The following is a 16,774-nucleotide window of genomic DNA, read 5'->3' as shown; positions in this document are numbered from 1 at the left end:
GCGGCTAGGTTTTGGCGGCGCCCGGCGAATCGCCCAATGGCATACTTCCCGCAGCAGTCACGAGCCGTGGCGGACGAATCACGCGGGAGAGGCCCGCCACGAGTCATTTCCTGCTCGCCGCGCACGATGGCATCAAGCCGGGCGAGCCGCATCTCGAACGAATTAAAGGTTCCTTCGATGAACAAGACCGCCAGGTTCGCCGCCGCCACGGTGCTCGCGGGTATCGTGCTGGCCGGTTGTGTCCAGCCCCAGCCGAATCTGTCCGGTGCGCCCGAGGCGCCCTACAGCGCCGAAATCCGCCGCACGCAGGCGGGCGTGCCGCACATCAAGGCCGCGGACTGGGGCAGCCTCGGCTATGGCTACGGTTACGCGCAGGCGCAGGACAACCTGTGCACGCTCGCCGACGCCTTCGTCACCTATCGCGGCGAGCGCTCCGCCTGGTTCGGCCCCGACGCGCGGCCGCCTTCGGGCGCGAGTTTCGGCCAGCCGCGCAACCTGGACGCGGACTTCTTCTTTCGACTCGTCGACGATGCCGCCGCCGTCGAGCGCTATCGCTCGGCGCAGCCGGCGACACTGCAAAGCCTGATCGAAGGATTCGCGGCGGGCTACAACCGCTATCTGGGCGACCTCGACGCCGGCCGTTTTCCCAACGCGCACGCCGCCTGCAAAGGCAAGCCGTGGGTCGGGCGGATCACGTCCGCCGACGTCTATCAGCGCCTGATCGCGGCGAATCTCGGCGGCGGCGCGACGCGCTTCGTGCAGCAGATCGCCAATGCGCGGCCGCCGCGCGCGTCGTCGGCCGCCGCGCCGGGCGAAGACGAAGCCACGCAGGACACCGCCCTCGACGACGACCCGTCGCGCTTCGACATCGGCACGACGCCCGGCATCGGCAGCAACGCGCTCGCGTTCGGCGCGCCCATCACGCACGACGACCAAAGCCTTCTCTTCGGGAACCCGCACTGGTTCTGGCGCGGGCCGGACCGCTTCTATGAGGCGCAGCTGACGATTCCGGGCGTGGTGAACGTCGCGGGCGTGTCGTTTCTCGGCGTGCCGGTGATCGTGCTCGGCTTCAACGACAACGTCGCGTGGACGCACACCGTGTCCAGCGCGCGCCGTTTCGGCATCTTCCAGCTGACGCTCGATCCCGCCGATCCGACGCGCTACGTCTACGACGGCCGTCCCGAGCCGATGACGGCCGTGCCGATCACCGTGCAGTCGCGCCGCCCGGACGGCTCGTCGGAGACCGTCACGCGCACGCTCTACCGCACGCGCTTCGGGCCGGTGGTCGACCTGTCGTCGCTGGCGCCGGGGCTCGGCTGGACCGCGCAGCGCGCCTACGCGCTGCGCGACGTCAACACCGACAACGACCGCGCGTTCCTCAACTTCTTCGCCTGGAACCAGGCGCGCTCGCTGAACGATTTCATCGCGATCCAGAAGCGCTTTGCCGCGATGCCGTGGGTGAACACCTTCGCGATCGGCCGCGGCGACGCGCGCGTCTGGTTCGCCGACATCGGCCCGATGCCGAACGTGCCCGATGCCCTCGCCGACGCCTGCACGACGCCCGCCGGCCGCGCGTTCAACGGCCGCGTGCCGGGCGTGCCGTTCCTCGACGGCTCGAAGAGCGCGTGCATGTGGCGCGCGGACGCGCCGGCGGTGCAGGCGGATTCGCTGCCCGTCGAGCAGATGCCGAGCATCGCGCGCGGCGACTACGTCGGCAATTTCAACGACAGCTACTGGCTGACCAACGCGAACGCGCCGATGACGGGCTATCCGCGCATCGCGGGCGCGACCGGCACGCAGCAGTCGCTGCGCACGCGCTACGGGCATCTGCTCGCCGCGCAGCTTCAGCGCGAACCGGGCGGCGTCACGCGCGACGCGCTGAAGTCGGCCGTGCTGGAAAGCGGCTCGCTGTCCGAGCGCCTCTTTCGCAAGCCGCTGCTCGACGCCGCCTGCAATTTCGGCGATCCGGCCAACAACCTGCGCGAAGCCTGCGACGTGCTGCGCGCCTGGGACGGCACCGCGAACATCGACGCGCGCGGCGCCAATCTGTGGGACGAATTCTGGGTGCGCGTGACGCGCATCGCACCCGAGCGTCTGTACGCGAACGGCTTCGACCCGGCCGCGCCGCTCGCGACGCCCGGCGGCTTCAACACGTCAAATCCGGCCGTCGTGCAGGACCTGAAGCAGGCGCTCGGCGGCGCAGTGCTCGCGCTCAAGTTGAACGGTTTCGCGCTGAATTCGCGGCGCGGCGACATCCTCTACTCGACACGCAACGGCGCGCGCGTGCCGCTCTATGGCGGGTGCGACGAAGCGGGCTATTTCACGATCATCTGCGCGCGCCGTCCGCTCGATTCGCGCGGCTATCCGATGGATTTCAACGGCCACGGCGACAGTTATTTACAAGTGGTGTCGTTCGGGCAGCAGGGCGTGGAGGCCGACACGATGCTCGCACACTCCGAATCCGACGATCCGGCATCGCCGCATTCCGGCGACGGCACGCGGCTTTTCTCGTCCAAGACGTGGCAGCGCTTCCCGTTCACCGATCAGGCGATCGACGCAGATCCCGCGATCGAGCGCACGACGCTCACGGGAGAGCGCCGTCCGGAGCCGGTCGTGCGCGCGGTCGGACCGAGGCGCGTGCCGCAGTAAACGCCGGGAAACCGTCACGGCGCGGAGAAACGCGCGCCGAAAAGGCCGCAAACGCGTCTATCATTGGAGGTTTATCCGGATGGAACCACCGTCATGATTTCCGACGACACCACGCAGCTCGACCGCACCGCCTTGAGCGCCTTCGTCGAGCGCAAATGGAACGACGAGATCGTTCCCGCGCTGACCGACTACATCGCGATCCCCGCCAAAAGCCCGATGTTCGATGCCGACTGGGCGCGCCACGGCTTCATCGAGCGGGTCGTGACGGACGCCGTGCAATGGGTCGAACAGCAGCGCGTGACGGGTCTGAAAGTCGAGATCGTGCGCCTCGAAGGCCGCACGCCGGTGATTTTCTTCGAAGCGCCTGCCACCCGCTCGGGCAGCACGGAAACGGTCGTGCTGTACGGCCATCTCGACAAACAGCCGGAATTCGAAGGCTGGCGCCGCGACCTCGGTCCGTGGACGCCCAAGCTCGAAGACGGCAAGCTCTACGGCCGTGGCGGCGCCGACGACGGCTACGCCACCTACGCGAGCATCACCGCGATTGCCGCGCTCGACGCGCAGGGCATCGAGCGGCCGCGCTGCGTCGGCATCATCGAGACGTGCGAGGAATCGGGCAGCTACGATCTGCTGCCTTACATCGACGCGTTGCGCGAGCGCCTGGGCGACGTCGGCCTCGTGATCTGCCTCGATTCGGGCGCGGGCAACTACGACCAGCTCTGGCTGACGACGTCGCTGCGCGGTGTCGTCGCGGGCAATCTCGAAGTTCAGGTGCTCGACGAAGGCATTCACTCGGGCGGCTACGGCGGCATCGCGCCGTCGACGTTCCGGATCATGCGCCAGCTTTTCGAGCGGCTCGAAGACGCCAGCACCGGCAATCTGCTGCCGAAGGGCTTCCATTGCCCGATCCCGGCGCAGCGTCTGCGCGAGGCGGAAGCCACGGCGCACATTCTCGGCGACGACGTCTGGAAGAAGCTGCCGTGGAGTTGCGGCCAGGACGGCGGGCAGGTGCTGCCGACCACGACCGATCCGCAGGAGGCGCTCCTCAATTCGACGTGGCGTCCGTCGCTCACGGTGACGGGCGCGGCGGGCCTCCCGCCGCTCGCCGACGCCGGCAACGTGCTCGCGCCGCGCACGGCGTTCAAGCTGTCGCTGCGTCTGCCGCCGCTCGTCGAGGCGACGCAGGCTCTTACGGAACTGAAGGCGCTGCTCGAATTCGATCCGCCTTACAACGCGAAGGTCATGTTCAAGCCGGAAGCGGCCGCCGCGACCGGCTGGAGCGCGCCCGACCTCGCGCCGTGGCTCGGCTCGGCGCTGAACGACGCGTCGCGCCGGCACTTCGGCGCCGATGTCGCGTATATCGGGCAGGGCGGCACGATTCCGCTGATGAACACGCTGAAGGAAGGCTTTCCGCGCTCGCAGTTCATGGTGTGCGGCGTGCTCGGGCCGAAGTCGAATGCGCACGGGCCGAACGAGTTCCTGCACGTTCCGTACGGCAAGAAGCTGACGGCGGCGGTGGCCGAGGTGATCGCGTCGGCGCCTTGATCGGGTTGGCGTGTCAAGGAAAGCGCGCAGCGACTGCGCGCTTTTTTTTTTCGACGGCGCGCGCGGACAAAGTGGTAAGGCCAGTTGATCGTCTGTAGAGTGTGGGAAGCGCGAAAAGCGCGCGTTTCAACCCCCGAAAGGAGACGAAAGCAGCAATGAACGACATCAAAACGTCCGCCGCGCCCGAACTGCGCATTCCCGCCGAAGCCCTCCACGCCTACGTCCGCGCGATTTTCGAACGCGCCGGCAGCGCGCCGCGCGAGGCGGAACTCGTCGCCGACCATCTGGTGATGGCGAACCTGTCAGGCCACGATTCGCACGGCGTCGGCATGATCCCGCGCTACGTCGCGTCGCTCGCGGACGGCCAGCTGAAACTCAACGAACACGCGCGCATCGTGCGCGACGCCGGCGCCGTCCTGTCGCTCGACGGCGTCAAGGGGTTCGGCCAGGTCGTCGCCTACGAGGCGATGGAGCACGGCATCGAGCGCGCGAAGAAACTGGGCGTGTGCGCCGTCGGCTTGCGCAACGCGCACCACATCGGCCGCATCGGACACTGGGCCGAGCAGTGCGCGAAGGCCGGTCTCGTGTCGTTTCACTTCGTGAACGTCGCGGGCGATCCGCTCGTCGCGCCGTTCGGCGGCATCGACCGGCGCTTCGGCACGAATCCGTTCTGCGCGGCCTTTCCGCGCGAAGGAAAGACGCCGCTCGTGCTCGATTTCGCGACAAGCGGCATCGCGTATGGCAAGACGCGCGTCGCGTACAACAAGGGCGTGAAGGTCGCGCCGGGCTATCTGATCGAACACGACGGTACGCCGACCGTCGAGCCGAAGGTGATGCACGAGGAGCCGTTTGGCTCGCTGCTGCCGTTCGGACTGCACAAGGGATTCGGGCTCGCGGCGATGTGCGAGATTTTCGGCGGCGCGCTGTCGGGCGGCTACACGACGCGCGAAAGCACGCTGGAGAAATCGAACGCGATCATCAACTGCATGACTTCGGTGATTCTGGATCCGAACGCCTTCGACGCGCCCGCCGCGCAGGCCGAAGCGGAAGCGTTCGTCGACTGGGTGAAGGCGTCGCCGTTGCAGGAAGGCGTCGAGCGCATTTACGCGCCGGGCGAGCCGGAAGAGGCGCGTCGCGGGGAACGCGGCGCGAACGGCTTGCCAATCGACCCGACGACCTGGCAGCAGATTCGCGACGCGGCTGCGGCGTCAGGCATGCCGGCCGACGAAATCGAAGCGTTCGCGGCGCAACTGCGTTAAATGCGAAAAGCCGCGCCGGACCCGGCGCGGCTTTCTGGTCAGCGAGCCTTCAGAGGCCTCAGACCATCTCTTTCTTGATCCACTCGACGACGGACGTCCGCTTCGGCGTCCATCCGAGCAGTTCGCGCGCGTGCCGGCCGCGCACGCGGCTGTTCGAGCCGAGCCCATACGACGCCATCTCGTAACCCCATTCCTGCTTCGCGTCTTCGAGCGGCCAGTCCTGCGGCGCGCCCAGACCGAGCACCTCGGCCATCGCGGTCGTCATCTCGCGAAACGACGCCTCGCCGCTTTCGACAAAATAGAACGTGCCGGCGGGCGTCTTGTCGAGCGCGCGGCGATACGCATCGACGACATCGTCGATATGCACGTTCGACCAGATGTTGCGGCCCGGTCCCACGTGTCGCACGACGCCGCTCTTGTGCGCCTGTCGCAAAAGACGCGGCAACTGCACGCTCGCGGCCGTCGGAATCGCGCCGTGCCCGTAGATCAGCGTGTTGCAGAGCACGGCCGAGCGCACGCCGCGCTGCGCCGCGTCGAGCACGAGCCGGTCGATCGCCACGCGCGGCGCCTTGTCGGCGGTCGGCTCGGGCAGGTCGTCCTCGGCGTAAATCGCTTCGGACGACTCGCCGCCGGATGCATCGCCGACGATGCTCGAACCGCTCGTGTGCAGAAGCGGCTTGTTCGAGCCTTCGAGCCCGTCGATCAGCGCTTCGACCGCGCCGCGATGGTCGCTGCTGGCGGCGTTGATGACGGCATCGGCCGCGCGCGCTTCGGCGACAAGCAACGCGCGGTCGTCGAGACTGCCGAGCACCGGCTCGATGCCGAGGCGCTTCAGTTCGTCCGATTGCTCCGCGCGGCGCACGAGCCCGCGAACCTGATGGCCGTCGCGCGCGAGACCCGCCGCGATTGAACCGCCGATGAAACCGCCTGCGCCTGTGACAAAAATTTTCATGTTGCTGCTCCGGTGGATGAGTTGATGGATGGCAGTATCGGCCCATTCGACTTTCGCAAAAACCGTGCTAGTCTCAAATCAATATTGATTCAGAATCAACAATGAAGACGAACACCGACGAGTTGCAGGTTTTCGTGAGCGTGATCGACTGCGGTTCGATCACGGCGGCGGCGGAAGCCTTGCAGCAGACCGTTTCCGGCGTGAGCCGGGCGCTCACGCGGCTGGAAAGGAAGCTCGACGCCACGCTGGTGCGCCGCACGACGCGCCGTCTGCAATTGACCGACGAAGGCGAACTGTTTCTCGCGCGCGCCCGGGCGATTCTCGCCGCGATGGACGACGCCGAGGAGTCGATCGCACGGCATCGCGAGCGGCCGGCGGGGCGATTGCGGGTCGATGCCGCCTCGCCGTTCATGCTGCATTGCATCGTGCCGCACGTGAAGGCGTTCGCCGCGCTCTATCCCGAAATCGGGCTGGAGCTGACGAGCAACGAACGCATCGTCGATCTGATGGAGCAGCGCGTGGACATCGCGATCCGGCTCGGCGCGCTGCAGGATTCGACGTTGCACGCGCGTTCGCTCGGCAGCACGCGCTGGCGCGTGCTCGCGAGCCCGGGCTATCTGGCCGAACACGGCGAACCGCGCGACGTCGACGAATTGCTGCGTCAGCGGCTGATCGGTTTCACGGCGCCGGAAAGCCTGAACGACTGGCCGTTGCGCGACGGCCGCGGCGGCACGTTCGTCACCATCACGCCGAGCGTAGCGGCGTCGAGCGGCGAAACGATCCGGCAACTGGCGTTGTTCGACGGCGGGATCGCGTGTCTGTCGGAGTTCATGACGGCCGCCGACGTCGCCGCCGGCCGCCTGCGCCCGCTGCTCGATCACGCGCTCGCGGACGTCCGCCTGCCGATCAACGCGGTGTATTACCAGAGCGCGTCGATGGCGGCGCGCGCGCGTGCGTTTCTCGATTTTCTGGCGGCGAAGCTGGCGGCGTGAGACGCGGCTGCGTATGCTTTTCCTTCCGACCCGACCGAGCGCCATGACGATGATCGAAGCCATCAACGCCCCCGACCTGCCGATGCCCGCCGGCCACTACAGCCACGCGACACGCGCGGGCAATCTCATCTGCGTGTCGGGCCAGTTGCCAATGCGCCCCGACGGCACGCACACCGGTTCGGAACCGTTTGCCGTGCAGGCCGAGCAGACCTTGTCCAATCTGCGCGCGGTGCTCGCGGCGGCGGGCGCGGAATTGAAGGACTGCATCGAGGTGACGGTTTATCTCGTCGGCGTGGAGCACTGGCAGGCGTTCAACGCGATCTACGCGCGCCATTTCGGCGACTGGAAGCCGGCGCGGGCGGTCGTGCCGGTCGGCGCGCTGCACTACGGCTACCTGCTGGAGATTGCCGCGCGGGCGTGGGTCGAGCGCGACTAGTTTTCGTTCAGTTTGGCGCGGCCGAACGGCGCTTTATCATTCCGATGTCCAGTCACTACGGGTTGCGTCATGGTTCAGCTCGTCATGCTTCTCCTCGGCGTCGACTATCTGCGCAAGCGCTGGCGCACACTTTTCGTCGTCGGGCTCATCTGGCTCGTGACGGGCGTAGGTCTTTTTGTCGACGCACTCGACAACGCCATTTACTTCCCGATGCAGCTCCTCGCCTATCTGCTGCTCGCGGAAGGGCTCGCCACGCTCGCGGTCGCCTGGACGGGCGCGGGCGGGCAACGCGTGCTGCGCTACGTGAAGGGCGTCGCCGTGGTGGTCGCGGCGGCGCTGATCCTCGCCGGACATCACCACGGCAACTTCGTGCTCTCGATGATCTTCGGCACGCTCTTTCTCGCCGACGGGTTGTTACAGGCCGCGTCGGCTTACGTCGTGCGCTATCCGCGCTGGCGTGTGGTGCTCGCGCTGGCGGTCGTCGAAATCCTGCTCGCGATATTTTTCTTCCAGCCGTATCCGACGCATTACGTCGGCACGGCGCCTTACTGCCTGGGTCTCGGTCTCGCGTTCGGCGGCTGGAACCTGCTGTGGATCGCTCTGCGCGTGCGTGCGCTACGGCGTCTCCCGGCGGAGCGCAAACGCACGCTGCGTCTGTCCGACGACGTGATCGCCGATCATACGATCGCCTCCCGATCCGCCGAAGCGCGCGCCGCGACCGCCACCGATGCTGATGCCGACGCCGCCGATACGCCGTTCGAATGGGACGGCCCGCCCGCGCCCGATGAAAAAGCGCTGACGGTTCATGTCTGGACGCCGGTCGGATCGGCGCGCGCGCAGGCGCAGCGCGCGCTCATCGTCGATCGCTACATCGCGGCGGTCGATGCCAACGGCGTGATCTCGACCGGCCACGCGGCGCTGGAGTCGCCCGAGGGCATCTACATCAGCCTGTATCCGGGCGTTGAGATCGACCGCTCGCCGGACGAATTCGGCCGCATCCTGCGCGCGACCCGCGAAAACGATGTGCCGGGCGTCTTCCAGCCGGACTACGCGACGGAATCGAAGGCCTGGTGCGAATCGACGACGAAGGTGCGCATCCGCAATTACAGCCCGGCGCGCCTCCATGAATTCTGGGACGCGTACCGGCAGGACCTGACCTACAACCTCACGTACCGCAACTGTTCGAGCACGGTGTCGAATGCGCTGGAGGCGGCGCTCGAAGGCTCGGTCGGCAACTTTCATGGCCGCGATACGGGCTGGCGCGCATTCTGGCGGCTCATCGTGACGCCGGAACTGTGGGTCGCGGCGCAACTGCGCAAGCGCGCGGCGACGATGGCCTGGACGCCGGCCTCACGCTCGACTACGCGCGGGCGCTCAGCATGCTCGCCGATCCGCGTCCGTTCGGTTGGCTCAAGATGGCGCGGCTCGCGCTGCGGCGGATGATGCGCACGCGGCGCGGCTGGCGGCAGGAAGCCGTCGATGCAGCGGACGCACGGGCGGGGCGGGCTTCCTCTTAGCGCTTGCCCAAGTTCGCCCCGACGCCCCCGCTTACGCCAGATCCAGCGCCGATGTCATGTCGCCGAGCGGCGCTTCGCCATTCGCGGCGAACGCGCGGTCGCGCGCCGCGACGCCGTCGAGCGGCGGGAGATCGTGCACGCGCGAGATGAAGCGCAGGATCGAGTTCGTGTCGTAGACCGTATGGTCGACGAAACCCTTCTTCGCATAAGGCGAGATCACGAGCGCGGGAATGCGCGAACCCGGTCCCCAGCGATCGCCCTTCGGCGGCGAGACGTGGTCCCACCATCCGCCGTTCTCGTCGACCGTGACGATTACCACGGTGTTTTCCCACTGCGGCCCGCGCCGGATATGCTCGATCACGTTCGCGATATGCCGGTCACCGGACTCCACGTCCGCATATCCGGCGTGCATGTTCAGATTGCCCTGCGGCTTGTAGAACGTGACGGCGGGCAGGCGGCCGGCGTCGATGTCGGCGAGCAGCTTGTTGGTCGACGGATCGTCGCCGATACCGCCGTCGCGCAGATGCTGCGCGCGCGCCTGCGTGCCCGGCGCGAAGTTGCGGAAGTAGTTGAACGGCTGGTGGTGATACTGGAAATCGGGCACCGAGCCAGTGTCCGCATGGTCGAGTGCGTACTGCCATGCGCCGCTGTACCACGCCCAGTCGACGCCCTTGGCCGAAAGCCGGTCGCCGATCGTCGCGTAATCCTGGGGTGGGAGCACGCGCGGATTCGCGGGGTCGGCCACCATCGGATCGCCATGTTCGGCCGGACGCACGTTGCTCGGCTGAAACGGCGGCGCCATCGTATTGACCGCGTAGCCGTCTGCCGTCAGCGCGCCGTCGCGCACGTACTTGGGCGGGCCTTCCAGCGCCGATTTCGGCGAATCGGGGGCGAGCTTCAGGCGCGTGCCGGTGAGATCGTCGCCTTCCACGACCGAAACGAGCTTCGACGCCGGGCCGCTTTCCACGTTCGGGTAGAACGGCGCCTGCGCTGAAATCAGGAAGATGTGATTGAGCCACGAGCCGCCGAACGCGGACATGAAGAAGTTGTCGCAGAGCGTGTACTGGCTCGCCAGGCCCCAGAGGCGCAGCGTATCGGCGGAATTGCGGTAGTGGCCCATCACGAGGCCGCCGGAATCGCCCCACGCGGCGAACTGGTTATTGCGCCCCGCGTTGATCTGCATCTGGTTCTGATAGAAGCGGTGGACGAGATCGCGCGTGATGACGCCGTTCGGTAGCGGCTCGCCCTGCGCATCCGAAAGGCGGAACGGCGAATTCGCGAGCCCTGCGATCTGTTTCTCCGAAATCGCATAGCGCTTGCCGTTCACCTCCTGCGCCTCGGGCACGAGGCCGCCCCAGATGGCCGGCAGCGTGGGAAGGGGCGTGCGGCCGTCGCGGTCGAGCTGGATATAGCGCGCAGACGGCACGGAAGCGAGCGGATACTGAACGCCCGGAAAGTCGCCGTACAGGTTCGTGAAGCTGCGATTTTCCGCGTAAATCACGACGATGCGGCGCACCTTCGCCTGCAGCGTGCGGTCGAGCGCGAGATCGGCGGCGGTCTTGGGCGCGGCCGGCTTCGGCTCAAATAAGTTGCAGCCGCCGAGCGACAGGCCCGCGAGACCGACGCCGGCGGCAAGCAGGCGTCGGCGCGCGGGGTCCGCGGGCGCGTCGCTTTGAGGAGGGAGGTCGTCACGCGGATCGTCGTTCTGGCTCATCGCTGGCTCCTTACGCTGGTCCCAAGCAAGATAGTTGCGTGGACGCGCGGCGGCGCGCGCCAGGCATTATGGTCAATCCGGCCCGACGCGCCAACCGATCAGAACCCGGTGCTTACCCCGGCGCGCCGCCCGCAACAGCAGGTGAACCGCATCTTGCCCGGAAAGCGCGGCGCCGAAAAGCTGGCCGAACGGAGTACGCCAAAATGAATAAAAGCACGAATGTGCGATTCGCCTACACCTTTTGGCCGACTGGAAACCGTCATCGCACGCGACTACTATCAACCAAGCGACGAATTCGACTGATCAACTGAGCACGAGCTTCACGCCGACCAGAAGGAGCGTCGCGGCGAGCACATTGCGCAGAAGGGCCTCCGGCGCCTTTGAAGAGAGCATGCTGCCGATCGCGATGCCGGGCAGCGAGCCGACGAGGAGCGAGGCGAGCAGCGCCCAGTCGACTGAACCGAGCATCCAGTGGCCGGTGCCCGCGATCAGCGTGAGCGGCACGGCGTGCGCGATGTCCGAGCCGACGATGCGGGCCGTCGCAAGGCGCGGATAGAGCAGCAGGAGCACGGTCACGCCGATCGCGCCCGCGCCGACCGACGTGATCGAAACGAGTACGCCGAGAATCGCGCCGGTCAGCACGGTCCACGCGGCGGTGCGCTGCGGATGTTCCGGGCGGCCCGTTCCCTTGCGATAGGCGAGGCGCGCGAGTTGCGGGCGAAACACGAGCGAAACGGCGGTGATGAGGAGCGCCGTGCCGAGAATCAGTTGGATCACGCGGGCTGCGCCGGGCGAGTGCACGCCGTAGTAGTGCAGCAAAACGAGCGTGATGGCGGCGGCCGGCACGCTGCCTGCGGCGAGCCGGCCGGTGATGCGCCAGTCGACCGAGCCCTTGATGCCGTGCACGAGCGTCCCGGCCGTCTTGGTCGCCGCGGCGTAGAGCAGGTCGGTGCCGACTGCGGTGGCCGGGTGGATGCCGAACAGGAGGACGAGGAGCGGCGTCATCAGGGAGCCGCCGCCCACGCCCGTCAAGCCGACGAGGAACCCGACGGCCAGCCCGGACGCAGAATAAAGTAAGTCGATATGCGGAAATGACATTCGCGCGGAGAACCCGTTAGGCGTGAGCCGGTCGAAAAACCGTCGATGATAGCCGGTCGGCGACCGGCCCGCTCCCGATGGGCCGGAGTTGGCCCGCGCGGCCCGATACAGAGTAGCGGCCGACGGCTTCTTTTGCGCAAGCCAATCCGAGCCGGCAAGCGCGCACGAAGGCGCAGAATAGGGCGCCTCGACGCGCGGTTTCGCGCTCGTTCACGATCATGCAGGAAGGTGCAAATGGAACCAAAGCAACTCACGCCGCATCCCGACGACGCGTTCATCCCGACGGAGCACGCGAATATCGCGAGCGAGCGGCAGTTCGTGCTGAAATCGGGCAACACGTTTGCCGTCAACGATGCGAACGGCGACATCCGCGGCACCGACGACGGCCTGTTCGTCAACGATACGCGCGTGCTCTCGGAACTGGTGCTGACCTTCGGCGGCCGCGCGCCGTCGCTGCTGTCGGGCAGCGTGTCGAGCGACAACGCCGTCTTCACCGCGCATCTAACCAATAATCCGCTGCCGCCCATCGGCGGCGCGCGCACGCCCGAGGGCGTGATCCACGTCGAGCGCAAACGGGTGCTGTCGCGTCACGTGCTGCACGAAAGCATCGTGCTCACCAATTACGGGACAGAACCGGCCACCGTGCCGCTGTCGATTTCGTTCGCCGCCGACTTCCTCGACATGTTCGAAGTGCGCGGCGCCACGCGCAAGAAGCGCGGCACGGTGCGGCCGCCCGTCGTCGAGAACGGCGAGGTGGTGCTGCAATACACAGGCCTCGATGAAGTCGAGCGCACCGCGCGCATCCAGTTCACGCCGTCGCCGGACGCGCTCTCGCCGAGCCGCGCCGACTACACGCTCGACATCCAGTCGGAAACGGCAATTTCCATCTATCTTTCGGTCACGGCCGTCACGCGCGCGCTCAGCGACGCAAGCGAACAGAGCAAGCTGAACGCCGCCGAAGCGCCGGAAAGCGCGCGCGAATCGGGACGTTCCGCGATCCGCGAGGCGCTCGTCGAGGCGCATCAGCGCATGCGCGAGCGGCGTCGCGCGACGGCGCGGGTGAGGTCGAGCAATCCGCTTTTCAGCGAATGGATCGACCGCTCGCTGTCCGATCTCGGTTTGCTCACCACTGATCTGGAAACGGGCCCCTATCCCTACGCGGGCATTCCGTGGTTCTCGACGGCGTTCGGGCGCGACGCGATCATCACGTCGCTGCAGATGCTGTGGCTGCAGCCGTCGCTTGCGCGCGGCGTGCTGCGCTTTCTCGCGGCGCATCAGGCGCGCGAGGATTCGGCGTTTCGCGATGCCGAAGTCGGCAAGATCATGCACGAAACGCGCAAGAGCGAAATGGCCGCCACGGGCGAGGTGCCGTTCGCGATGTACTACGGCGGCGTCGACAGCACGCCGCTCTTCGTCGTGCTCGCGGGCGCCTATGCGGAGCGAACCGGCGACCGCGCGCTCGTCGACGAACTGTGGCCGTCGCTGCAACTCGCCACGCAGTGGATCGCGCGCCACTGCGACAAGAACGCGTTCGGCCTGCTCGATTATCAGCGGGCGTCCGAACACGGTCTCGCGAACCAGGGCTGGAAGGACAGCCAGGATTCCGTCTTTCACGCAGACGGCCGCTTCCCCGATGGCCCGATCGCGCTTGTCGAGGTGCAGGGCTATGCGGCGACGGCATTCGCGACGATGGCGCGTCTCGCCCGCCAGCGCGGCGCCAAGGACGACGCGATCGAATACGAAGCGCGCGCGCAGAACATCCGCGATCGCGTCGAGGCGATGTACTGGATGCCCGAGTCGCAGTTCTACGGCATCGCGCTCGACGGACACGGCGAGTTGTGCCGCGTCCTGGCGTCGAATGCGGGGCATCTGCTCGCGTTCGATCTGGTCGAGCGCGAGCGCGGCGAAGCGGTCGCGCGGCAACTGGAATCGACACTGTTTCACACGGGCTGGGGCGTGCGCACGCTGGCCGCGAGCCAGCCGCGCTTCAACCCGATGTCGTATCACAACGGCTCGGTCTGGCCGCACGACACCGCGATGTGCGCGCGAGGCCTCGCCCGCTACGGCGATCGGGGCGGCGCCGTGCGGCTGTTGCAGGCGTTGTTCGAAGCGGCGGTGACCTTCGACATGAGGCTGCCCGAGCTCTTCTGCGGCTTCACGCGCCAGCGCGGCGAGAAGCCGATCGCCTATCCGGTCGCGTGTTTGCCGCAGGCGTGGGCGGCGGGCGCGCCGTTCATGATTCTGGAAGCCTGTCTCGGCCTGACGATCGACGCCGCGCGCGACGAAGTGCGGATCGACCGGCCGCAACTGCCGGATGGCATCGACTGGCTTGAGATCGGCGATTTGCGCGTCGGCGAGCGGACCGTGTCGATCACGTTCCGGCGCGTGGGCGGGCAGGTCGTGCCGTCGGTGGAGGGGGAGGTGCGCGTTATCGCGCTGCTGTAACGTCGGGCGGCTGCGCACGGAAACCGTCCGCAGCCACCTTCGCGGTCAAACTGCCACGCTTCCCACGTAATTTTCCGCGAGCGCCGTCGCGGCGGCGCGCGAAGTCGTCACGTGTTCCAGCTCTGCCACCTGCAGACGCTGCTCGAACGGCGACGTGTCGTCGAGCTTGTGCAGCATGCGCGTCATCCACCACGAGAAATGCTCCGCGCGCCAGACGCGCTTGAGCGCCGTCTCGGTGTAGCCCGCGAGCCTGTCGCCGCGGCCTTCCTCATAGAACGCGACGAGCGCCGCCGTCAGCACTTTCACGTCGGAGACGGCGAGGTTCAGGCCCTTGGCGCCCGTCGGCGGCACGATGTGCGCGGCGTCGCCTGCGAGGAAGAGCTGGCCGCACTGCATCGGCGTGGAAACGAAACTGCGCATGCCGACGATGTTCTTCTGGAAGATCTTCCCCTCGGTGATCTGCCAGCCGTCCGCCGTATCGACGCGCGCGTGGAGTTCCGCCCAGATGCGATCGTCCGACCACGCGTCGGCCGTATCCTTCGGGTCGCACTGGAAATACATGCGCTGGATGCCGGGCGAGCGTGTGCTGATGAGCGCGAAACCGCGATCGTGCCGCGCGTAGATAAGTTCTTCCGACGAGGGCGGCGCTTCCACCAGAATGCCGAACCAGCCGAACGGATAGATCTTCTGGTAATCGTGGCGCAGCGCCTGCGGAATCGAGCCGCGCGCGACGCCTTGCGAACCGTCGCAGCCGATGATGAAGTCGCATTCCAGTTCTTCGTCGCGGTCTTCGTGGCGATATTTGATGCGCGGTTTGGCGTCGGCGGCATCGTCGAAGTCGTGCACCGAAACGTTGGAGACGTTGAACTTCAGCGCGCCGTCCGCTGCGATGCGCGCGGCCACCAGATCCTTGATGACCTCGTGCTGCGCGTAGACGGTGATCGAATGGCCGGTCAGGTCGGTGAGCGCGATGCGGCGGCGCTGTCCTTCGAACGCCAGCTCGAAGCCGTGGTGCAGGGCGCCTTCGGCCTGCATCCGCGCGCCGAGGCCAGCCTCGTTCAGCAGGTCCATCGTGCCCTGCTCGAGCACGCCGGCGCGGATCGTCGATTCGATGTCGTGCTGGCTGCGCGCTTCGAGCACGACCGAGTCGATGCCGCGAAGATGGAGGAGATGGGAGAGCAGAAGGCCAGCAGGGCCCGCACCGATGATGCCGACTTGAGTACGCATGATTGTCTCCATGAATGCGTGTGATTTTGTGAAGACAGTGTCATGCCGCCCGCCCGTATCGCGCAACGCGATACGGCGCATAGCGCCTATCTAATTTTGAGATAGAGGGTGCAGCGCGCGATGAAGCGCACGATCGTATCGATCAGCGCGTCTCTGTCTACGGGCGGTGCGGGCGGGATCTCCAGCGGACAGACGCGCGTGGCATGCAGCCGAAGCGCATCGAGATGACGGGCGGTGCCGTGGTCCTCGTCGGCGTTCGCGGAAAGGGCGAGCAGCGGGCAGCGGATCGCATCCAGTTCGCCTTCGAGGTTCCAGTTGACGAGCGACGGCTCGGGCGGCGTCTTCGCGGGCGCAGCGTCATGTGTCGCGAGGGTCTCGCCGTGGAAGCGCCCGAGGCGTTTGTGCAGGTTCGTCGTTTCGAAAGTGGCGCGCGCGCCGAGCAAGTCCTCCGTGCGCGCAGGTTCCGCGAAAACCTGCGGCGCGATCAGTGCTGCGCCCGCCAGCGCGTCCGGATGCGCGATCGCATAAAGCAACGCGATGGTCGCGCCGTCGCGCGCGCCCACGATCCACATGCGGCGTCGGCGCGCGGGATCGATGTCGAGGGCGTCGAGCAGTCCGGGCAGGATGTCGCACGCCTGCCGGCGCAGCAGGTCGATGGGCCAGGGATGCGGGTGAGCGTGTACGGAAGCGGGCCAGCCGCTGCGTGGTCGGCAAAGAACCAGTCCGCGGATGCCGAGCGCGCGATTCAGCGCCCGGCCGAGCGCGATCGGCCAGTCATCGGACGTTTCGTCCGGCGCGCCGCCTTTGTGCAGAAACACGGCAATGGGCGCGTCGCGGCCCTCGTGGGCGAGCCATTCGTATTCGACCGTAACGGCGTCGCGTGAAACGGTCGCGGGAAGGGTGACGGAATCGGTCATGCGTGAGGTTCGCGCCCATTCGA

General features: G+C 67.2%; 11 protein-coding genes and 1 pseudogene. 7 read left to right on the top strand and 5 right to left on the bottom strand.

What is annotated here, in order from left to right; translation table 11 throughout:
* Positions 1-177: 177 nt before the first annotated feature.
* The 3 genes from QCE48_RS25880 to QCE48_RS25870 all read left to right on the top strand — a co-directional run bounded on the left by QCE48_RS25880 (position 178) and on the right by QCE48_RS25870 (position 5,453).
* The gene (locus tag QCE48_RS25880) at positions 178-2,649 is read left to right on the top strand and encodes a penicillin acylase family protein (protein ID WP_309783242.1); all 2,472 of its coding nucleotides are present in this window, start codon (positions 178-180) and stop codon (positions 2,647-2,649) included.
* 93 nt (positions 2,650-2,742) lie between these two features.
* Positions 2,743-4,194, top strand: a complete 1,452-nt coding sequence (locus QCE48_RS25875) for a M20 family metallopeptidase (protein WP_309783240.1) — start codon at positions 2,743-2,745, stop codon at positions 4,192-4,194.
* A gap of 155 nt (positions 4,195-4,349) precedes the next feature.
* The gene (locus QCE48_RS25870; protein ID WP_309783239.1) at positions 4,350-5,453 is read left to right on the top strand and encodes a malate/lactate/ureidoglycolate dehydrogenase; all 1,104 of its coding nucleotides are present in this window, start codon (positions 4,350-4,352) and stop codon (positions 5,451-5,453) included.
* Between the two features lie 58 nt (positions 5,454-5,511).
* Here the strand turns inward: QCE48_RS25870 and QCE48_RS25865 are convergent, their stop codons facing one another.
* Positions 5,512-6,405, bottom strand: coding sequence for an NAD-dependent epimerase/dehydratase family protein (locus QCE48_RS25865; RefSeq protein WP_309783238.1), 894 nt, complete (start codon positions 6,403-6,405; stop codon positions 5,512-5,514).
* Positions 6,406-6,506: 101 nt separating this feature from the next.
* On the opposite strand from QCE48_RS25865, the gene QCE48_RS25860 reads away from it, so the two are divergent.
* The 3 genes and pseudogenes from QCE48_RS25860 (at position 6,507) to QCE48_RS25850 (ending at position 9,350) form a co-directional block, all read left to right on the top strand.
* Positions 6,507-7,397, top strand: a complete 891-nt coding sequence (locus tag QCE48_RS25860; protein WP_309783236.1) for a LysR family transcriptional regulator — start codon at positions 6,507-6,509, stop codon at positions 7,395-7,397.
* 43 nt (positions 7,398-7,440) lie between these two features.
* Positions 7,441-7,833, top strand: a complete 393-nt coding sequence (locus QCE48_RS25855) for a RidA family protein (protein ID WP_309783235.1) — start codon at positions 7,441-7,443, stop codon at positions 7,831-7,833.
* Between the two features lie 69 nt (positions 7,834-7,902).
* Positions 7,903-9,350: pseudogene (locus QCE48_RS25850) on the top strand (HdeD family acid-resistance protein).
* Between the two features lie 31 nt (positions 9,351-9,381).
* Here the strand turns inward: QCE48_RS25850 and QCE48_RS25845 are convergent.
* Together QCE48_RS25845 and QCE48_RS25840 are read right to left on the bottom strand one after the other, a co-directional pair.
* A complete protein-coding gene (locus QCE48_RS25845; RefSeq protein ID WP_309783234.1) occupies positions 9,382-11,064 on the bottom strand; it encodes an acid phosphatase in 1,683 nt (560 codons plus the stop codon).
* Between the two features lie 303 nt (positions 11,065-11,367).
* Positions 11,368-12,162: a sulfite exporter TauE/SafE family protein gene (locus QCE48_RS25840; protein ID WP_309783233.1), complete on the bottom strand. Its 795-nt coding sequence runs from the start codon at positions 12,160-12,162 to the stop codon at positions 11,368-11,370.
* 234 nt (positions 12,163-12,396) lie between these two features.
* Between QCE48_RS25840 and QCE48_RS25835 the strand changes: the two genes are divergently transcribed.
* The gene (locus tag QCE48_RS25835; RefSeq protein WP_309783231.1) at positions 12,397-14,607 is read left to right on the top strand and encodes an amylo-alpha-1,6-glucosidase; all 2,211 of its coding nucleotides are present in this window, start codon (positions 12,397-12,399) and stop codon (positions 14,605-14,607) included.
* A 45-nt stretch (positions 14,608-14,652) separates the two neighbouring features.
* Here the strand turns inward: QCE48_RS25835 and QCE48_RS25830 are convergent, their stop codons facing one another.
* Entirely contained in the window at positions 14,653-15,834 is a 1,182-nt protein-coding gene (locus QCE48_RS25830) for a 4-hydroxybenzoate 3-monooxygenase (RefSeq protein WP_309783229.1), read from the bottom strand.
* Between the two features lie 86 nt (positions 15,835-15,920).
* Positions 15,921-16,751: an alpha/beta hydrolase gene (locus tag QCE48_RS25825; protein WP_309783228.1), complete on the bottom strand. Its 831-nt coding sequence runs from the start codon at positions 16,749-16,751 to the stop codon at positions 15,921-15,923.
* Between the last annotated feature and the right edge of the window lie 23 nt (positions 16,752-16,774).

The sequence above is a fragment of the Caballeronia sp. LZ024 genome (assembly GCF_031451455.1).
Lineage (GTDB): Bacteria > Pseudomonadota > Gammaproteobacteria > Burkholderiales > Burkholderiaceae > Caballeronia > Caballeronia telluris.
This window is presented reverse-complemented; position numbering and strand designations above follow the sequence as displayed.